This is a genomic window from Collinsella sp. AM29-10AC, from assembly GCF_003469085.1.
GTDB lineage: Bacteria > Actinomycetota > Coriobacteriia > Coriobacteriales > Coriobacteriaceae > Collinsella.
This window is the reverse complement of sequence record NZ_QSKB01000010.1, coordinates 57,135-73,732: the sequence shown is the minus strand read 5'-3', so window position 1 is coordinate 73,732 and position 16,598 is coordinate 57,135. Positions and strand designations below refer to the sequence as shown.

Sequence of the window (16,598 nt, the reverse complement as noted above, 5' to 3'; positions counted from 1 at the left end):
CTGCGGAAACGCGGGGTCCGTTCAGGCTGTTGCGCTGAGATTGAAAATCAACCCTCGTCAAAGGTGCGTTTGAGCAAGCCGACCTCCACCACGTCACGGCCTATTCTGCTCTGGTCTTTGACAATGACGGTAGCCACATTTCCGGCCCGTATCTCGTCCACCATAGCGTCCAGGCCGGGCCGCTTGAAGGTCGTTCCCCGCACCCCGTCATCGGTGAAGTGGCGGACATTAGTGAAGCCATTTTTCGGGCGTAGTCCTCCAGGATGCGCTTTTGATTTTCTACGGACACGCTCTCGTCAGACCGCCCATCGTCGTGAGATAACCTTTCGTACAATGCTGTGATTTTACCCTTTTGCTCCTGCTTCCTCATGTGTGTAACCTCCTGTTTTGTATTTTCACGACCTTTCTATCCTTATTATAGTGACCCTTTGGGGACGTTCTTGTTTGAGTAGTCGTTTAAGAACGTCCCCAACGACTACATAGTATGAGAGTGGATAATCTCCTGGTATGAGCCCATATTCATGCTCAAGGTGGGGGATTATCCACTCTCGTTTCTGTTCTTCCTACATTTGTAGGAGCAGTTCGTGGAGGCGGGTGTCTTCGTCGAGTTCGGGGTGGAAGGTTACGCCGAGCTGGTTGCCCTGGCGCGCGGCGACGATACGGCCGTCGACTTTCGCTAAGGCCTTTGCGTCGCCGTGCACCTCGACGATGCGGGGCGCACGGATAAATGTTAATGGCACTTCACCGTCGATGCCGTCTACCTGCCCCTTGGTGTGAAAGCTGCCGAGCTGTCTGCCATAGGCATTACGCTCAACGAGTACATCCATGGTTGCCAGGCGCGGCGTGCCCTTATCGTCATGGGCGGCAAGGTCGTGAGCCAGTAGAATCAAGCCGGCGCAGGTGCCCAGGACGGGCATGCCTTCAGCGATACGGGCGCGAAGCTCCTCGAGCATGCCCAGCTCATCAAGCAGCTTCCCTTGAACGGTGGACTCGCCGCCGGGAAGTACCAGACGGTCAAAGTCCTGCATCAAATCAGCCGCCTGCCTCAGCTCAATACAACGTGCGCCCAGCTCGGATAGTCTTGTCTCGTGCTCGGCAAAAGCGCCTTGGACCGCCAGCACGGCGACCGTCTGGCCTGCATAATCGCTCATGTGCGATCCTTTCTGCTGGACTAGCGTCCGCGCTCCTCCATGATGATCTCGATCTCGTCAGCGTTGATACCGACCATGGCCTCGCCCAGGTCCTCAGAAAGCTCGGCAATGAGCTTGGCGTCGGTGAAGTTTGCCACAGCCTTAACGATGGCGGCGGCGCGTTTGGCGGGGTTGCCGCTCTTAAAGATGCCCGAGCCGACAAAGACGCCCTCGGCACCCAGCTGCATCATCAGCGCGGCGTCCGCGGGGGTTGCTACACCGCCGGCGGCAAAGTTCACCACGGGAAGCTTGCCCGTGGCATGGACCTCGCGCACAAGCTCGACCGGAACCTGCAGCTGCTTAGCTGCCTCAAAGAGCTCGTCATCGCGCAGAGCAGCAACGTCGCAGATTTGCTTTTGAATCTTGCGCATGTGGCGCACGGCTTGGACGACGTCGCCCGTGCCCGGCTCGCCCTTGGTGCGGATCATCGTGGCGCCCTCGGCAACACGGCGCAGCGCCTCGCCCAGGTCGCGGGCACCGCAGACAAACGGGACGTCAAACTGGGTCTTGTCGATGTGGTAGACATCGTCGGCGGGGGAGAGAACCTCGGACTCGTCGATGTAGTCGATCTCGATGGCCTGAAGGACCTGCGCCTCGACGATGTGGCCGATGCGGCACTTGGCCATAACGGGGATGGAGACGGCCTCTTGAATGCCCTTGATCATCTTGGGGTCACTCATGCGCGACACGCCGCCGGCGGCGCGGATGTCGGCCGGGATGCGCTCAAGCGCCATGACGGCGCAGGCGCCTGCCTCCTCGGCGATGCGTGCCTGCTCGGGCGTGGTGACGTCCATGATGACACCGCCCTTGAGCATCTGCGCGAGCTCGCGGTTGAGTTTGACGCGATCGGCGTTGCTGGTCTGTTCTGCCATGGTTGCTCCCTTGGTTGGCATGTGCATTGCTTGACGGAACATCCTATCGGGGAGCTGGGTATGGCGAAATACTCAGTTTTCAAGATAATAACAAGGTCAGACTAATATCAGATTGAATGACTCGATAAGGTCAGGTGACAAACTCATGCTCGACTACAATTTGGAACAACGCGGCGAGGCATCGCTCTATGAGTATGTTTACCAGCAAATTCGAGATGATATCGTTGCTGGGCGCATTGCGGCGGGAGAGCATTTGCCGTCTAAGCGCGCCTTTGCCAGTCATCTGGGAATCAGTGTCATTACAATCGAAAATGCATATAGCCAGTTGCTTGCCGAGGGTTATATTTGCTCAAAGCCGCGGCGCGGCTACTACGCGTGCGAACTTCCGGATGCACCGGTTTTGGCTTCGGCTGCGGAGGGCATCGACCGAGATGTCGCCTCCGTGGACCCCAGCGTGCATGATGTCAACGGACGGGTCGAACAATTCGATGTACTGTCTCCTTCCGCTTTGGAGGCGGCGCGGCTTTGGCAAAGCGCGCTACGGGCGACGCTGACATCCGAAGACGAACGTGAAATCTTTTCGCCCGCGCCGGCGCAGGGCACCGCTCGGCTGCGACGTGCGATTGCGCACCATCTACGCGGGACGAGGGGCATGAATGTCGACCCCGACAACATCGTTATCGGTGCGGGCGCCCAGCTGCTCGATACCATGTTGGTTCAATTGCTTGGAGCCGACAAGGTGTATGCCGTTGAGGACCCGGGCTATTTGCGCCTGACGCGCATCTATCAGGCTATGGGTTGCCAAGTACGACATATCCCGTTGGATGATGACGGCGTGGACCTGAGCGCTCTGCAGAAAACCGGGACCGATGTCCTTCACCTGATGCCGTCCCATCAGTATCCGACCGGCCTTGTGACGAGCATTGCGCGTCGCTACGCGCTGCTGAGCTGGGCCACCGAGCGACCAGGTCGGTATCTCATCGAAGATGACTTTGATTGTGAGTTTCGCCTTGCCGGCAAGCCGATTCCCGCGCTCGCGTCGATCGATGCCGCCCAGTCAGTTATCTACACCAACACGTTTTCGAAGAGCCTGTCATCGGCGTTGCGTCTAGCGTACATGGTGTTGCCCGATGAACTAATGGAGCGGTTTAAGCACAACCTTGGTTTTTACGCCTCGTCGGTGAGCTCTGTTGACCAGGTCGCTTTGGCGCGTTTGCTGGAATCGGGTGATTACGAGCGACATGTGAACCGCGTGCGCGTTCGTGCTCGCGAGGCGCGTGATGGCCTGGCGGCGCTTGTGCGGAAGACATTTCCGGCGGGGGAGGTCTCGATCGAGCATGCAGACGCAGGCCTTTACTGCACTGTGGTTGCGGAGCGTGGAACGGGCGGAAGCTCTTTTGCACAGGCCCTCACGCGCTCGAGCATCCCTTTTGTCGATATCAGTGACTGTTATTGGTGTGCCGATAGCGCATCTGTCCATGAAAACCCGACTCGAATCCTTGTCCAGTATGACGATTTGAGTCCAAATGTGCTTAATACCTTGGAATTGCAGCTAATGGGGGACACTCTGCAATCTAAGTGAGTAGACTTTTGACGCTTTAGCGACCAGGCAGTTTTGTAACAAGCTATCTACCTGCGGTTTTGAAAAGCAGGATGATCGGTCTGCTCGGTAAGTTCGAAAAAGTCTACTCACTTGCCGCGCACAGCTCCTGCACGAGAAAAAAATGAGGTTTTCAACAGGGTCCCGTCCAGTTCTTGGCAAGCTTTTGGTCAGTTGGGGAGGGCTGTTGAAAACTTGACAGTCCGTTCGACGCCATTTTCGCTGCGTTCGCGCCATAGCGAGACCGGCTGTGTTGAAATCCGTGTTTTCCTGTGCCTATGAAGGATCTACTTTGTGACATATCGGCTTTTAGGTACTGGCGTTTGCCCCCTCAAGTCCGCGCTTTGTGTCCGCCGCTTCCACGACCAGAAGAAGACCGGCAGCGATATGACCTCTCCCGTAACCCGACGGCTGCGGTTGTGCTTGGCTTTCCGCTGTATACATTGGTTCGGACGAGAAACAAGCGGACTTGTCCAGCCAGCATGAGGCAGCGGCTGTTTCTTGGCGAGCTCCCCAGGGAATCTGTGCTGGAAACGGAGCATGGGTTTTTGATTACATCTCCTCTACTGACGGCATTCATCATGTCGCGGCATCTGACGGATCTTCAGCTTCTTTTGGTATTGGCGGAAATGTGCGGCTTGTTTGCGGTGTGCGCTCTGCCGGCGGCGCTTGAGGCGGAGCTTTCGCGTGCAATTGATTCGGGCGCGATTTCGACAACGCTGGGCTGGTCGCGCTGTCCGTCCGAGGACGGTACCGCCTCAAATTTATGGCGTCGAGACGCTTTGGTTTTGGGCGGCGACCTTGACCGTTTTTGTTCAGATGTTTGCGGGATGCGTTACGGCAATCGATTTATGGCGGTATCGCATCTCGTTCCATTGGGCGCCGCATCGCCTTTTGAGGTTGAGGCGTATTTGTTGTTTGGACTGTCGCGATCCCTGGGAGGTGAAGGTTTTTGCGGCATAGAGCTCAATGTCGAAGTGGCGCTAAGCGCAAGTGCTCGGGCGATTGAAGGCAAGTCCCGCGTATACATTGACCTACTTCTGTCTTCGCCGGACGGAAGGCGGCAGGTGGCCATCGAATGTCAGGGGAAGGCCTCACACGGGCGCGCGGGGGATGGCCTGCGTGACGCCGACCGTATGACGGCGCTTCAGGCCATGGGCTACGACGTCCTGCTCCTGACACACGGGCAGATATCCGATGAGGGTAGATTCCGCGCGATCGTAAAAGCCGTATGCAGGATGCTCGATGTTGAATATCGTGACAAAAGCTCGGATGAGCAAAGGGCCGAGGCATTACTCCGGTCTGAGCTATTCATGGACTGGTCAACACTGGGAGAAATCGGCGAAAGGATGCCCGTTAGATTTAAAAAGGCTCAATCGTGGACGGCAGCGGTTCTAAGTGAGTAGACTTTTGGCGTGATGGCGACCAGACCGGTTTGCAGCAAGTTATTTACCTGCGGTTTTATAAAGCAATATGGATGGTCTGCTCGGCAAGTTCCAAAAAGTCTACTCACTTATTTTTTGACGAAAAGCCGATGCCGAAGGTGGTCCTATTTCAGGGCGTTTACGAGTTGTCGAGACACAAAAAGACCCGAACCGATACGGTCCGGGCCTCATCGAGCTAGAGATTATCTCTCAGGCGGCTGGCTTAGGCAAAGTAGCGCTTCAGCAGGCCCTCGAAGGCCTTGCCGTGACGAGCCTCGTCGCGAGCCATCTCATGGACGGTGTCGTGGATGGCATCGAGGTTGGCAGCCTTGGCACGCTTGGCGAGATCGGTCTTGCCAGCGGTGGCGCCATTCTCGGCCTCAACGCGCATCTCGAGGTTCTTCTTGGTGGAGTCGGTCACGACCTCGCCCAGGAGCTCAGCGAACTTAGCGGCGTGCTCGGCCTCCTCATGGGCTGCCTTCTCGTAATAAAGGCCAACCTCGGGATAACCCTCGCGATGAGCGACGCGGGCCATGGCCAGGTACATACCGACCTCGGAGCACTCGCCCTCAAAGTTGGCGCGCAGGTCGGCGACGATGTCCTCGGGCACGCCCTCCTTGGCAACGCCCACAACGTGCTCGGCAGCCCAAGTAAAGCCACCCTCATCCTGCTTCAGGAAGCGGGAACCGGGCACTCCGCACTGGGGGCACTTAAAATCCTCGGGCAGCTGGTCGCCGTCGTACTCTTCAACATAACCGCAAACGGGGCAAACAAATTTCATGATTCGATCCCTTCGATCGATGGCGATGGTGCGCTCGCCCGGTCCCATAAGGGCCCTCTCCGGACGTGCGTCTTAACGAGTTCTATTATCCATAAATGAGACTGAAAGTGAAGCCTATTAGGAATGATTTTTAATAAAACATTTTTTAACAGATGAAGATGTTGATTGATTAACGGTTGGCAAGCCATTTTCGGACGACGATGAGTACAATCGGTCGATCAAAATGTTGACCTATCAACAAATAAAGGAGTTTCCTCTATGCATCTAGCCCGTCGTGCCTGGTGCCGAACATATCAGACGGTTTTTCGCATCGCATTGCCGGTGCTGCCCTATACCGAGCCATGCATTCTTGAGCACGCCCAGGATGTCCCCGCGGTGCTTCAAAAACGCTCGATACAGCGGGTTCTTATCGTGACGGATCCCGGTATTGCCAGCCTGGGGCTTACGGCCTCGCTCGAGTGTGCGCTCGCGTCCAAGGGAATCGGCGTTACGGTCTATGCCGAAACGCGTGCGAACCCCACGGTCTCGAATGTGGAGGAAGCGGCGTCCCTGTATCGGGAGAACGCCTGCCAGGCCATTATCGGCTTTGGTGGCGGTTCGGCCATGGACTGCGCCAAGGGTGTGGGGGCGCGCATTGCGCAGCCAAACAAGCCCATCAACAAGATGCGCGGCCTGTTGCGCGTCCACCGTCTCCTGCCGCTGCTTATCGCGGTTCCCACTACCGCCGGTACGGGAAGCGAAGTCACGCTCGCAGCGGTTATCACCGATGGCGAGACGCACTACAAGTACCCCATTAACGACTTTGTGCTTATCCCGCGCTTTGCGGTGCACGACCCCGAGTTTACGCGCGGCCTGCCCGCCTCCATTACTGGGCAGACGGGTATGGATGCCCTAACGCATGCTGTCGAAGCCTTTATCGGCCGCAGCACCACGCCCTACACGCGCAAGATGGCGCGTCAAGCGGTCCAGCTCATCCACGACAATTTGCTCGAGGCCAATAAACATGGCGACAACATGCAGGCGCGTCGCAATATGCTATCGGCGGCGTATAAGGCGGGCGTTGCGTTTACCCGCTCCTATGTCGGATATGTGCATGCCATCGCACACAGCTTGGGCGGACGATACGGGATTCCGCATGGCTTGGCCAACGCGATCATCCTGCCGCACATGCTTCGCGCTTATGGTGACGCCGCCGCCCCCAAGCTTGCCGATCTTGCTCGCATGGCGGGCATTGCGCCGGCTACCGCGCAGGACAGTCTTGCGGCCGAGGCCTTTATCGATTGGGTCGACCGTATGAACGCCGCCCTGGGAATCCCTAAATATGTGACGGGCGTTCGCCGCTCCGACATTCCCGAAATGGCGGCGCATGCCGATGTCGAGGCCAATCCGCTGTACCCCGTTCCGCTTTTGATGGACCGTTTGGAGCTCGAGCGTATGTACGAGGTCGTTGCGGGTGGTATGTTTGAAGACGAGAACTAGGAGGGCTCATGAACACCGAGGAGATTGCGCGCATCGTCGGCGATCAGCGCGCCTACTTTAAGACGCACGCCACGTTTGATGTCGACGCTCGCCGTCGCGCGCTCGTGCGCCTGCGTGATGCGGTACGGGCCCACGAGGGCGATATCGCCCATGCGCTCAAGACCGATTTGGGAAAGTCGCATGACGAGGCGTATATGTGCGAGATCGGCACGTCGCTTTCCGAGATTCGCCATCAGGTCGCGCATGTGGCTCGATGGAGCCGCCCGCGTCTGCGCCCCTGCGACCTCGCCAATGCTATTAGCGTGTGCAAGACGCAAGCCGTGCCCTATGGCGTCACGCTCATCATGGCTCCATGGAACTATCCGTTTTTGTTGACGCTCGAGCCGCTCGCCGGCGCGCTCGCTGCGGGTAACACCGTGGTCATCAAGCCGAGTGCCTATGCGCCGGCTTCGAGCGCGGTGCTCAAGCAAATCTGTGAAGAGGCGTTTGACCCCCGTTTGGTGACGGTTGTCGAGGGCGGGCGTGCCGAGAATGAGGCGCTGCTCGATGAATGCTGGGACAAAATCTTCTTTACCGGTAGCGTGCCGGTCGGCAAGCTCGTCATGGAGCGCGCAAGTAAAAACCTTACGCCCGTGACGCTTGAGCTGGGCGGAAAGAGCCCCTGCATTGTGGACGCGACGGCAAACTTGAAGGTCGCGGCACGGCGCATTGCCTTTGGTAAATGGCTCAACGTGGGGCAGACCTGCGTGGCGCCCGACTACCTGCTGGTCGATAGGCGTGTGCATGACGAGCTGCTGGGTCTCATCAAGGAGGAGGTCCGTCGCATGTTTGGCGAGCACCCGCTTGACAACGAGGACTACGGGCATATCGTCAACGCCAAGCATTTCGCGCGCGTACGCGGACTGATCGACCCCGACAAGGTTGTGCTGGGAGGCACGGCGCGCGAGTCGTCGCTCAAGATTGAGCCGACTATCCTAGACGGCGTGGCGCCTGAGGACGCCGTAATGCAGGAGGAGATTTTCGGTCCCATCTTGCCGGTGCTGACGTTTGAGAGCCTGGATGAGGCCGAGGCGTTTATCACGAATCGTCCGACGCCGCTGGCCCTGTATATCTTTAGTCAGGATCGCGCGGTTCAGCAGCGCTTTGTGCGCTACGCGCCCTTTGGCGGCGGCTGCGTCAACGACACCATCATGCATTTGGCCACGAACCATATGGGCTTTGGCGGCATGGGGGCGAGCGGTATGGGACAGTACCATGGACGCGAGAGCTTCGATACGTTTAGCCACAAGAAGAGCATCGTGAACAAGGCAACGTGGCTGGACGTGCCATTCCGCTATGCCCCGTATGCAAGCTGGAAGCACAAGTTCGTGCGCATGTTTGTGCATTAGAATCGATGACATAGAGACAAGCAAAATGGCCGCCCTCGCGTAAGCGAAGATGGCCATTTCTTATGCCCAGGCGCCGGAGCGCGGAGCGTTTTGAAGGCAACGCGCAGAGGCGGGACGCCAGATCGGTGCTAGAATACGGGACGACCGCAGTAAAGGGGAGATTATGCATATGTTCGAGACCTACATGGACTGATGGCGCTCAGGCTGTCTCGTTTGGTTTTCATATGCATGAGGGGTTTGTTATGTCCCGTCTTCTTTCTCCATCGCACCGTTTGGTTGCGGTAAATTTCTTTATTCAGCTTGCATTTCAGTCGACGTATTTTGTCGGCATCATTGGCTGCGGCGCCTACGTTCTCGGGGCCGGCGCATTTGAGACGTCCGCGCTCGTGTTTGGACTCAACCTGGTGCTCATTTTTGCAACGTTTTGCGCCGGCGCACTTGTGGACTCCTTGGGCCCGCGTCATGTGCTTCTGGCCGTTTGCGTCCTGCTATGTGCATCAGGCGTTTTTGGCCTTGTTGCTCCCGTGTCCTATCCCGCGCTTGCGCTACTCGCCATCTCTACCGGGCTGTTGTTTGGCGCGGGGACCACGGCCATGGACGCCTATCCGCGCTTTTTGACGGAGGCCCCCGAGGAGCTTCTGCACATTAACGGCCTCAACAACATCGCGACAGGCGTCGCGGTGATCGTTGGACCTGCGCTTGGAGGCGTTATCGCTTCGGTCCTTTCCAATCAAGGGGTGTTTTTCCTGCTTGCGGTGGCACCTGTTCCCGCTCTACTGCTTGCGACCTCGTTGCGTGAAGGCGCTGCTGTTCAGGGCATCGCTAAGCCGGAGTCTCGCGCTGAGGCGACGGGCTTGCGATCGCTTTGGGAAGGCGTTATTGCCACGGCAGCTGATGCCGACCTGCGCCTGATTTTTCTCATGGGCTTTATGGGCTTCTTTTCCTACGGGGCATTCGATTCGCTCGAGTCGCTGTTCTACCGCGATGTTCTTTGCGTGGGTGCGGAGTGGATGGGATGGCTGTCGGCCATTGCTGGCATCGGCGGAACACTGGGGTCGTACCTGATCATGCGCGTGCCGTCGGGACGCATCAGGCTGGAGCTTTTGGCGGCGATGCTGCTGGTGACGGGCGTGGGCTCCGTTGTGTATGTGGGTACCGCCCATGTTGCCGTCGCTGCGGTGGGGCAGCTTGTCTGTGGCATTGGTTTTGGCGCCATGGGACCGGTGCGCGTCACGCTCACCCAGCGCTTGAGCGACCCTGCCAAGGTGGGGCGCGTGCTGGGCGTGATGCGCGTGGGCCTCAACGGCGCCGGCGTGCTGCCGCTGGTCGTTGCTCCGTTTTTGGCCGATGCCTTTGGCGTGCAGGGGGTGCTTGTTGGCGCAAGCCTGGCAACGGCCGCTATCGCCTGCGCGTTTTGGGCAATCGCCCGGCGTCGGGGCTAGGCCCTCGGCATTCCGCTTGCCCTTCTGAATATAGTAGTTTGGGGGGGGCGAAATGTGCGCAGCCGCGATTGCGAGCGCTCGATTCTGCGCTATGACGCGGGGCTCGACGCCGGCGGCTACAAGTCCGCAAGCCACGACTGGAGCCTTGGATTCTTCGAGCTGTAATTCTCGAACCATCACAAAGGTATCCCCTTGTGGTGAGTTTTCCATAGATTGGGGGAGTTGTTATGAAACGGCTTTTAATCCGTGCCGACGACATCGGGTATTCGTATGCCGTTGACTTAGGCATCGCCCGCAGCGTCAACGAGGGTCTGGTGCGTTCGGTAGGCCTTATGCCCAATATGCCCGAGGCCGAACGTGGCTGGTCGCTCGTGGCAGATGCCGACGTTGCGGTGGGCCAGCATACCAACGTGTGTCTGGGCAGGCCGTGTGCCGATCCGGCGCGCATTCCGAGCATGCTCAACGAAAACGGCGAGTTCCATAGCAGCCGTACCTTCCGTGAGTATTTTAAGCGCGGCGAGGAGTTGATAGACTTCGACGAGGCCTGCATCGAGATCCGTGCGCAGCATGACCGCTTTGTCGAGATCGTGGGCCGCGAGCCGGATTACTTTGAGGCCCATGCTGTCATGAGCAAAAACCTTAACCGAGCTATCTCGGCGGTTGCCCAGGAACTGGGCCTTAAGGAGCAAAAGGCGAGCTTCGACCCTGCGGCAGTGGTGCATTGCGGAGATACCGACCTGCGCATGGTGATGCGCTCGATGGAGCCGGGCTACGAGCCCAAAGAGGCAATCATGCAGACGGTCCGCGAGATGGTGGACGGTGAGACGGTGATCTTTGTCTGCCATCCGGGCTACCTCGACCGCTTTATCCTTGAGAACAGCTCGCTTACGACCGATCGTGCCAAGGAGGTCGATGCACTGATCGACCCCGAGCTCCGCGCTTGGCTTGAGTCTCAACCCGATCTTCGCCTGATCGACTACCGCGACCTGTAGGGACCCAAGCCGCCACAAAGGGGACAGGCGCCTTTGTGGTGGTTCTGGCGCCGTTGCCATTATGGCAGCGGCGCCTTTTTGTCCGTGCGCATGTTTGTGTGTTTTTTAAAAAGCGATATACTAGATATAACGAAACAACGAACTGAATAAAGAATACAAAAAAAGAGCCACGACCAGTTAAAGCCTGAGAAACTTTAACTGCGAGCCTTAATTGATTACCACCAATCAATTAAAGAAGTCGAGACCCAAAATTTGGTAAAGTATTTAATTACTTTATTAATCAGATACTTAAATATCTGTAAACCCATTATATCGGGTTTTTGAGGGGATTTCAAGTCTTTAAGAAGATACCAGGCAATCAATTAAGAAAAACTTAGTTGATTGCCTTTTTTGTTGTGATTCAACTTTGATCGTAGCTTCTAACTAATTAATTTTCGTAAGAAAGGAGAACAGCTGAATGAATATCCCTTTTGTTGTAGAAACTGTGCTTCATGACGGCTTGTTAAAGTACAAATTTAAAAATAGTAAAATTCGCTCAATCACTACCAAGCCAGGTAAAAGTAAAGGGGCTATTTTTGCGTATCGCTCAAAAAAAAGCATGATTGGCGGACGTGGCGTTGTTCTGACTTCCGAAGAAGCGATTCACGAAAATCAAGATACATTTACGCATTGGACACCAAACGTTTATCGTTATGGTACGTATGCAGACGAAAACCGTTCATACACTAAAGGACATTCTGAAAACAATTTAAGACAAATCAATACCTTCTTTATTGATTTTGATATTCACACGGAAAAAGAAACTATTTCAGCAAGCGATATTTTAACAACAGCTATTGATTTATCTTAAAATTTTGTGTATAATAGGAATTGAAGTTAAATTAGATGCTAAAAATTTGTAATTAAGAAGCAGGGATTCGTCATGTTGGTATTCCAAATGCGTAATGTAGATAAAACATCTACTGTTTTGAAACAGACTAAAAACAGTGATTACGCAGATAAATAAATACGTTAGATTAATTCCTACCAGTGACTAATCTTATGACTTTTTAAACAGATAACTAAAATTACAAACAAATCGTTTAACTTCTGTATTTGTTTATAGAAGTAATCACTTCAGGAGAGATTACATAAACAAAAATATAAAATATTCTCAAAACTTTTTAACGAGTGAAAAAGTACTCAACCAAATAATAAAACAATTGAATTTAAAAGAAACCGATACCGTTTACGAAATTGGAACAGGTAAAGGGCATTTAACGACGAAACTGGCTAAAATAAGTAAACAGGTAACGTCTATTGAATTAGACAGTCATCTATTCAACTTATCGTCAGAAAAATTAAAACTGAATACTCGTGTCACTTTAATTCACCAAGATATTCTACAGTTTCAATTCCCTAACAAACAGAGGTATAAAATTGTTGGGAATATTCCTTACCATTTAAGCACACAAATTATTAAAAAAGTGGTTTTTGAAAGCCGTGCGTCTGACATCTATCTGATTGTTGAAGAAGGATTCTACAAGCGTACCTTGGATATTCACCGAACACTAGGGTTGCTCTTGCACACTCAAGTCTCGATTCAGCAATTGCTTAAGCTGCCAGCGGAATGCTTTCATCCTAAACCAAAAGTAAACAGTGTCTTAATAAAACTTACCCGCCATACCACAGATGTTCCAGATAAATATTGGAAGCTATATACGTACTTTGTTTCAAAATGGGTCAATCGAGAATATCGTCAACTGTTTACTAAAAATCAGTTTCATCAAGCAATGAAACACGCCAAAGTAAACAATTTAAGTACCATTACTTATGAGCAAGTATTGTCTATTTTTAATAGTTATCTATTATTTAACGGGAGGAAATAATTCTATGAGTCGCTTTTTTAAATTTGGAAAGTTACACGTTACTAAAGGGAATGGAGATAAATTATTAGATATACTACTGACAGCTTCCAAGAAGCTAAAGAGGTCCCTAGCGCCTACGGGGAATTTGTATCGATAAGGGGTACAAATTCCCACTAAGCGCTCGGGACCCCTTGTAGGAAAATGTCCTAAGTGTGGCAACAATATTGTATTAAAAAAATCGTTTTATGGTTGTTCAAATTATCCTGAATGTAAGTTTACTTTAGCTGAACATTTTAGAAAGAAAAAACTAACCAAAACGAATGTAAAAGAATTACTGGAGGGAAAAGAAACCCTGGTAAAAGGAATCAAAAACAAAGAGAAAAAGCCCTACAATGCCGTTGTAAAAATTGGGGAAAAGGGATATATTGATTTTATCTCTTTTTCAAAATAAAAAGACACAGGTAATGCGAACAGATGTTCCTATTACCTGTATTTTGCGTTAGACTACTGCCATGGGGCACGGATGGGCCAGCTCCCTTTAGAAGGGATTTGGTATGAACGTAAGCGATGTTATTTCGTTATTGGCGTTGTTGATCGCGGCTATCGAACTTGGCCTATTTATCGGCCGAATGAAATAGCCGCCCCCGCGTAAGCGAAGACGGCCACTTCTCACGATGTAAACGTGTACTGGAGTTGGCAAGACCCGCGGGCACGGGTGCCATCCGTGTTCCTATCTTATCCGCAAGCGCTCTGCCGCGCAAGCGTTGCGGCAAGCGATTGAAAAACGCAGACAGGATGTATTTGTGTCCGCACGGATCCGTAGACTTCTCAACTATGTGGTGGACGCTCGCTAACTGGCAATGGAGGCGGTCATGTTTGATGATGACGACCTGTTCGATCTGACAGATGATCCGTTTGAGTGGGATCTACTGCTCGATGATGACGAGCTGGAGCGGGACCGTAAGAAGCGGCAGGACAAGAAAACTCAGGGCGACGCTTCGAAAAAGCAAGACAAGCGCCGCCGCGGACTGTTCGGCGGGCTCTTTGGATAACCGCCGCATCGCTGCGTCTGTATACTTAGCACGAGTTGAACACGTTGCGAAATGAGGACAGAGACGATGATGTGGTTTACCGCCGACCTGCACCTGGGCGATACGAATATCTTGCACGACATGGACCGACCGTTTGATTCGGTCGAGGAGATGAACCGCAAGGTCATCGATGCCATCAATGAGTGCGTGGCTGTGGACGACCGCCTCTATATCTTGGGAGACTTTACCTATCGTTTGCCCCTGGCGGAGGCGGTGCGCCTGCGCGAGTGCATCGAATGCCAGAATGTGACGCTCATCCGTGGTAACCATGACAGCGACTGGGAAGATCCCGACGTACCGCAGATTTGGGAAGACGTGCGCGATTACCTGGAGATTGCTCCTGGCTATGCCAAGGGCCATCGCCTGGTTTTGAGCCATTACCCCATGCTCAGCTGGAACGGCAAGGCGCGTGGCGCCATCATGCTACACGGGCATATCCACAGCAGGGGAGACCGCACCAACGTGCGCAACCGCGATCGCGAACGCCCTATCTTTCGCTACGATGTCGGTCTCGATGCCAACGAGTACAAGCCCGTAAGCCGCGATCAGATTCTTAGCTTCTTTGGGTTATAGGGCGCCAGAGCCACCACAAAGGGGACGGGCACCTTTGTGGTGGCTCTGGCGCCGTTGCCATTATGGCGGCGGCGCCTTTTTTGTCCGTGCGGCGCGGTAGAGTGTAGGCGGTTGAAATTTGCGTCCATCGAGGAGCTGCCATGAACGAGATCAAGTGCCCGCATTGCGGTGAAGTTTTTAAGGTCGATGCGTCCGGTTATGCGGATATCGTCAAGCAGGTGCGCAATGCCGAGTTCTCGCGCGACCTGGACGAGCGCGTGAAGGCAGTCCAGCGCGAAGGCGAGCAGGCGCTGGAGCTTGAGCGCTCGCGTTCGACGGCTGCCTTGCAAAAGGCAGAGTCTCAGCGCGACGCTGAGCTCGTAGAGCAGAAGAACGCTGCGGCTCAACAGCTGGCGCAAGAAGTCGCCAAGCGCGATGCCGAGCTTGCCGAGCTACGCGCCAAGCTCGAGGGCGCTGCCGCAGAGCGCGAGAGCGCAAGCCAGCGCGCGGCGGTCGAGGCCCGTGCCGATGCTCAAAAGGAGAACGCCGAGCTCCAGCGTGAGATCGACAATTTGCGTGCGCAGCTGGGACGCAAGGATGATGAAGCCAAGCTTGCCGAGTCGGCGGCGCGCAACGCTGCTCAAAACGATGTAGCCGCGCGTGATGCCCAGATTGCCGAGCTGCAGGCCAAGCTTGCCGCGGCAGACAAGGCTCAGGAGATGGCGCTTGCCGCTGCTGCTGCCGAGTCGCAGCGCGAGCTCGATGCCGCTCGCAGCGAGGCCGAGCGCACGCTTGCCGACTATCAGGCGAAAGTGAAGGAGAAGTTTTCCGCTGCAAAGGCTCAGTCCGAGCAAGAGGCCGAGGGTCTGCGTGCGCAGCTGCGCGAACAGGAGCTGACGGCCAAAATGAACCTGTCAGAGGCGGTCGCCGCGGCGGAGCGAGAGCGCGATGAGGCGCGTGCCAAGCTGACGAGCGAGCTGGCGGTGCGTGATTCTCGCGAGGAGCAGGCCAAGGCGGCACACGAGCTCGAGCTTGCGCAGGCCAAGCGCGCGAGCGATGAACTAATTCGCTACAAGGATGAAGAGATTGAGCGTCTTAAGGACATGAAGGTCCGCCTGTCCACCAAAATGGTGGGCGAGTCGCTCGAGCAGCACTGCGAGACCGAGTTTAATCGTCTGCGCATGACGGCGTTTCCCAACGCGTACTTCGAGAAAGACAACGATGCGTCCGAGGGCACCAAGGGCGACTTTATCTTCCGCGAGTGCGACGCGAGCGGCAACGAGATCATTTCGATCATGTTCGAGATGAAAAACGAGAACGACGAGACCGCGACCAAACACAAGAACGAGGATTTCTTTAAGAAACTCGATCACGATCGCCGCCAGAAAGGCTGCGAGTATGCGGTGCTCTGCACGTTGCTCGAGCCCGAGAGCGAGCTTTATAACGCAGGAATCGTGGACGTGAGCTATCGCTACGAGAAGATGTACGTGATCCGCCCACAGTTTTTCATTCCCATGATTACGCTGCTGCGCAACGCCGCCATGGGTTCGCTTCGCTATAAGCAGGAACTGGCGGAGTACAAACAGCAAAATATCGACGTCACGAACTTCGAAGCCAAGATGGAGAAGTTCAAGGATGGCTTCTCGCGCAACTACAACTTGGCGAGTAAGCAATTCGAGTCGGCAATCAAGGAGATCGATGCCGCCATTAAGCAGCTCGAGAAGACCAAGGACGACCTGCGCCGCAGCACCGAGAACCTGCGTCTTGCCCACAACAAGGCCGATGAGCTTACCATCCGCAAGCTCACATGGGGCAACAAGACCATGAAGGCAGCGTTTGACGAGGCGCATGAGGCTACACCAGAGACAAACGATGAGCCAGCCGAGGCAGATTCGTATGAGGTCGAGGATGCCGAGTAAGGCATAGCGGATAGTGCAAGA

16 protein-coding genes and 1 pseudogene are annotated in these 16,598 nt (G+C 54.8%); 13 read left to right on the top strand and 4 right to left on the bottom strand.

Annotated elements, in window-relative coordinates; all coding sequences use genetic code 11:
- Positions 1–47 precede the first annotated feature (47 nt).
- From DW754_RS11265 to pdxS, 3 genes are all read right to left on the bottom strand, one after another.
- Positions 48–203: a recombinase family protein gene (locus tag DW754_RS11265; protein ID WP_199411498.1), complete on the bottom strand. Its 156-nt coding sequence runs from the start codon at positions 201–203 to the stop codon at positions 48–50.
- A gap of 360 nt (positions 204–563) precedes the next feature.
- Positions 564–1,151 carry a pyridoxal 5'-phosphate synthase glutaminase subunit PdxT gene (gene pdxT, locus DW754_RS04785; protein WP_117759820.1) on the bottom strand — a complete coding sequence of 196 codons (588 nt, stop codon included), beginning with the start codon at positions 1,149–1,151 and terminating at the stop codon, positions 564–566.
- A gap of 20 nt (positions 1,152–1,171) precedes the next feature.
- The gene (gene pdxS / locus DW754_RS04780) at positions 1,172–2,062 is read right to left on the bottom strand and encodes a pyridoxal 5'-phosphate synthase lyase subunit PdxS (protein ID WP_117759822.1); all 891 of its coding nucleotides are present in this window, start codon (positions 2,060–2,062) and stop codon (positions 1,172–1,174) included.
- A gap of 145 nt (positions 2,063–2,207) precedes the next feature.
- Between pdxS and DW754_RS04775 the strand changes: the two genes are divergently transcribed.
- Positions 2,208–3,644 (top strand): PLP-dependent aminotransferase family protein, encoded by a 1,437-nt coding sequence (locus tag DW754_RS04775; protein WP_117759823.1) that lies wholly within the window; start codon positions 2,208–2,210, stop codon positions 3,642–3,644.
- Positions 3,645–4,186: 542 nt separating this feature from the next.
- A complete protein-coding gene (locus tag DW754_RS04770) occupies positions 4,187–5,068 on the top strand; it encodes a hypothetical protein (RefSeq protein WP_147336402.1) in 882 nt (293 codons plus the stop codon).
- 241 nt (positions 5,069–5,309) lie between these two features.
- On the opposite strand, the gene DW754_RS04765 is transcribed toward DW754_RS04770, so the two are convergent.
- Positions 5,310–5,870, bottom strand: a complete 561-nt coding sequence (locus tag DW754_RS04765; RefSeq protein WP_193221714.1) for a ferritin family protein — start codon at positions 5,868–5,870, stop codon at positions 5,310–5,312.
- A 255-nt stretch (positions 5,871–6,125) separates the two neighbouring features.
- On the opposite strand from DW754_RS04765, the gene DW754_RS04760 reads away from it, so the two are divergent.
- The 11 genes and pseudogenes from DW754_RS04760 to DW754_RS04700 all read left to right on the top strand — a co-directional run bounded on the left by DW754_RS04760 (position 6,126) and on the right by DW754_RS04700 (position 16,577).
- Positions 6,126–7,346 carry an iron-containing alcohol dehydrogenase gene (locus DW754_RS04760; RefSeq protein WP_117759829.1) on the top strand — a complete coding sequence of 407 codons (1,221 nt, stop codon included), beginning with the start codon at positions 6,126–6,128 and terminating at the stop codon, positions 7,344–7,346.
- Positions 7,347–7,354: 8 nt separating this feature from the next.
- Positions 7,355–8,734 (top strand): aldehyde dehydrogenase, encoded by a 1,380-nt coding sequence (locus tag DW754_RS04755; RefSeq protein WP_117759830.1) that lies wholly within the window; start codon positions 7,355–7,357, stop codon positions 8,732–8,734.
- Positions 8,735–8,976: 242 nt separating this feature from the next.
- Complete coding sequence (locus tag DW754_RS04750; protein ID WP_158561655.1) at positions 8,977–10,176, top strand: MFS transporter; 1,200 nt, start codon at positions 8,977–8,979, stop codon at positions 10,174–10,176.
- A 227-nt stretch (positions 10,177–10,403) separates the two neighbouring features.
- Positions 10,404–11,168: a ChbG/HpnK family deacetylase gene (locus DW754_RS04745; protein WP_117759834.1), complete on the top strand. Its 765-nt coding sequence runs from the start codon at positions 10,404–10,406 to the stop codon at positions 11,166–11,168.
- A 457-nt stretch (positions 11,169–11,625) separates the two neighbouring features.
- Positions 11,626–12,018 (top strand): hypothetical protein, encoded by a 393-nt coding sequence (locus tag DW754_RS04740; protein ID WP_222847410.1) that lies wholly within the window; start codon positions 11,626–11,628, stop codon positions 12,016–12,018.
- A 72-nt stretch (positions 12,019–12,090) separates the two neighbouring features.
- Complete coding sequence (locus tag DW754_RS04730; RefSeq protein WP_001814874.1) at positions 12,091–12,174, top strand: 23S rRNA methyltransferase attenuation leader peptide; 84 nt, start codon at positions 12,091–12,093, stop codon at positions 12,172–12,174.
- A gap of 124 nt (positions 12,175–12,298) precedes the next feature.
- Positions 12,299–13,036: a 23S rRNA (adenine(2058)-N(6))-methyltransferase Erm(B) gene (gene erm(B) / locus DW754_RS04725; RefSeq protein WP_001038795.1), complete on the top strand. Its 738-nt coding sequence runs from the start codon at positions 12,299–12,301 to the stop codon at positions 13,034–13,036.
- Between the two features lie 169 nt (positions 13,037–13,205).
- Positions 13,206–13,466, top strand: a pseudogene (locus DW754_RS11260) (topoisomerase DNA-binding C4 zinc finger domain-containing protein); the annotation flags it as partial.
- Between the two features lie 421 nt (positions 13,467–13,887).
- Entirely contained in the window at positions 13,888–14,067 is a 180-nt protein-coding gene (locus DW754_RS04710; protein ID WP_117758778.1) for a hypothetical protein, read from the top strand.
- Between the two features lie 66 nt (positions 14,068–14,133).
- Positions 14,134–14,679, top strand: coding sequence for a metallophosphoesterase (locus tag DW754_RS04705; RefSeq protein WP_233508869.1), 546 nt, complete (start codon positions 14,134–14,136; stop codon positions 14,677–14,679).
- A gap of 140 nt (positions 14,680–14,819) precedes the next feature.
- Positions 14,820–16,577 carry a DUF2130 domain-containing protein gene (locus tag DW754_RS04700; RefSeq protein ID WP_117758780.1) on the top strand — a complete coding sequence of 586 codons (1,758 nt, stop codon included), beginning with the start codon at positions 14,820–14,822 and terminating at the stop codon, positions 16,575–16,577.
- The last annotated feature ends 21 nt before the right edge of the window (positions 16,578–16,598 follow it).